Consider the following 2,748-nt stretch of genomic DNA (forward strand, 5'->3'; position numbering starts at 1 on the left):
CCCGCTCCGGCCGCGCCGCTCCCCCGCCCGGCGGCGAGGGCCCGGCGGCGCCCACCGCGGCCGGAGCGCCCCCGGCAACGCCCCACGCACGTCCCGACGGACATGGAGAGGACCAGCCGCGATGAACCAGGCGATCCGCGATCCGGCCGACAACAAGCTGGGCTGGATGCTCGACGAGGCGCTGCGCATGCCGGAGACCCGGTACGGGATCCTGCTGTCGGCCGACGGGCTGCTGATGGCCCACTCCGAGCGCATCGGGCGCGACGACGCCGAACGGCAGGCGGCCGGGATGTCGGGGCTGCAGTCCCTGGCGCGGGCGTCGGCCGAGTTCTGCGGCGACCCCGACACCACCTGGCGGCAGACGGTGACCGAGTTCGACGACGGGTACGTGTTCCTCGTCGCGGCCGGGCCCGGCGCCTACCTCGCCGTCTCCGCGACCCAGCGGGTCGACATGGAGACGGTGTCGTTCCGGCTGCAGGAGCTGGTGCAGCGCCTGGGCAAGGAGCTGTCCACCCCGCCGCGGCACGGTCCCGCCGCATGACACCGCGGCGGAACGAGCGCGCCCTCGTCCGGCCGCACGTGGTGACCGGCGGGCGGGCGCACCCCTCCCGCAACGTCTTCGACCTGGTGACGCTGGTGGTGGCCGTCAGCGACCAGCTGGCCGGGCTCAGCCCCGAGCAGCGCGCCATCGTGACGCTGTGCCGCGGCGGCGCGCTGTCGGTGGTCGAGATCGCCGGCCATCTGCGGCTGCCGGTCGGGGTCGCCCGGGTCCTGTTGTCGGACCTCATGGACAGCGGCCACGTCACCACCCGGGCGGCGGCGCCGGCGGCGCGGCCCACCCGGACCGAGATCCTGCAGGAGGTGCTCGATGGACTCCGCGCCCGCCTCTGAGGCGTCGTACCTGCCCGACAGCGTGCGCACCGCGGTCAAGCTGCTGATCGTGGGCCACTTCGCGGTCGGCAAGACCACGTTCGTCGGCACGATGTCGGAGATCCGCCCGCTGCGCACCGAGGAGCGCATGACCCAGGCCGGCGCGGTCGTCGACGACCTGGCCGGGGTCCGGGACAAGACCACCACGACGGTGGCCATGGACTTCGGCCGGCTCACCCTGAACGAGCGCCTGGTGCTGTACATGTTCGGCACGCCGGGCCAGCAGCGCTTCAAGCAGATGTGGAGCGACCTGGCGCGCGGCGCCCTCGGCGCGCTGATCCTGGTCGACACCGAACGGCTGGAGCAGTCGTTCGAGGTCATGGACATGGTCGAGACGCACCGGCTGCCGTACGCGGTGGCCGTCAACCAGTTCGACACCTCGCCCGTCTTCCCCGAGTCCGAGGTCCGGGAGGCGCTGGACCTGCTGCCCGACACGCCGCTGGTCATGTGCGACGCGCGCGACCACCGGTCCTCGGCCGAGGCGCTCATCACCCTCGTCGACCACCTGCTGACCCTGGAACAGGAGCCCGCGTGACGGCCGAGCCACCCTCGCCCCCTACTCCCTCTTCGCATCCATCGCCCCCTTCGAGGCCCGCGGCGTCGCACTCCCGCGCTCCGCGCGAGCGGGTCCCCATGTACGGCGACGACTTCGCCGCCGACCCGCAGGCGCTCTACGACGAGATGCGCGCGCACGGGCCGCTGGCCCCGGTGGAGCTCGCGCCGGGCGTCGAGGCCACCCTCGTCGTCGGGTACGACGCGGCGCTGGAGGTGCTGCGCGACGCGGCGACGTTCCCCAAGAACCCGAGCCGGTGGGAGAAGACCGTCCCGGCCGGCTGCCCGGTGCTGCCGATGATGGGCTACCGGCCGAACGCGCTGTTCACCGACGGCGAGTACCACGCCCGGCTGCGCGCGCCGATCAACGACGCGCTGGCGCGGGTCGACACGATCGCGCTGCGCGAGTACGTCGAGGACGGCGCCGACCGGCTGCTGGACGCGTTCGCCGGCGCGGGCGAGGCCGACCTGGTCGGCCAGTACGCGCGGGCGCTGCCGCTGCTGGTGTTCAACGAGATGTTCGGCTGCCCGCCGGAGATCGGCGACCGGCTCGTGTACGGGATGAGCGGCATCTTCGAGATCGAGCACGCGGAGGAGGCCAACGCCGTCCTCACGCAGGGCGTCGTCGACCTGGTGCGGCTGAAGCGGGAGCGGCCCGGCGCGGACGTGACGTCGTGGATGATGGCGCACCCGGTGGGGCTGACCGACGAGGAGATGGCGCACCAGCTCGTAGTGCTGATGGGCGCCGGCACCGAGCCGCAGCAGAACCTCATCGCCAACGGGCTGCGGCTGCTGCTGACCGACGACCGCTTCGCCGGCGACCTGTCCGGGGGCAACCTCCAGATCGAGGACGCCCTCGACGAGATCCTCTGGACCGATCCGCCGATGGCCAACTACGGCGCCACCTACCCGGTGCGGGACGTGGACTTCGCCGGCACCCGGCTGCCGGCCGACCGGCCGGTCGTCATCAGCTACGCCGCCGCCAACACCGACCCCACCCGCGCCTCCGCCCACCGCGCCGGCAACCGCGCGCACCTGGCCTGGGGCGCCGGCGCGCACACCTGCCCGGCCAAGAACCACGCCCGGCTCATCGCGTCGGTGGCCATCGAGAGGCTCCTGGACCGGATCCCGGACCTGGAGCCGGCGGTCCCGGCCGAGGAGCTGCGCTGGCGGCCGCCCGGATCATCGGCGCCACCACGTACTCCAAGCTCTCCCCGCTCGTCACCAAGCTCCTCGCCGAAAAGTGAGTGCGGCGAGATGAACCCC

At 73.3% G+C, this 2,748-nt stretch carries 4 protein-coding genes; all 4 read left to right on the forward strand.

The features are described 5' to 3' along the window. Positions 1–121: 121 nt before the first annotated feature. Entirely contained in the window at positions 122–541 is a 420-nt protein-coding gene (locus tag AB0881_RS41715; RefSeq protein ID WP_366626447.1) for a roadblock/LC7 domain-containing protein, read from the forward strand. Next, positions 538–891, forward strand: a complete 354-nt coding sequence (locus tag AB0881_RS41720) for a DUF742 domain-containing protein (protein ID WP_366626448.1) — start codon at positions 538–540, stop codon at positions 889–891. The genes AB0881_RS41715 and AB0881_RS41720 overlap by 4 nt, the downstream gene beginning before the upstream one ends. Next, positions 869–1,465, forward strand: coding sequence for an ATP/GTP-binding protein (locus AB0881_RS41725; protein WP_366626449.1), 597 nt, complete (start codon positions 869–871; stop codon positions 1,463–1,465). The genes AB0881_RS41720 and AB0881_RS41725 overlap by 23 nt, the downstream gene beginning before the upstream one ends. A gap of 98 nt (positions 1,466–1,563) precedes the next feature. Then, positions 1,564–2,748: cytochrome P450 (locus AB0881_RS41730; protein ID WP_366626450.1), on the forward strand; the 1,185-nt coding region annotated here is incomplete at its 3' end.

The organism is Spirillospora sp. NPDC029432 (assembly GCF_040703975.1).
Taxonomy (GTDB): domain Bacteria; phylum Actinomycetota; class Actinomycetes; order Streptosporangiales; family Streptosporangiaceae; genus Spirillospora.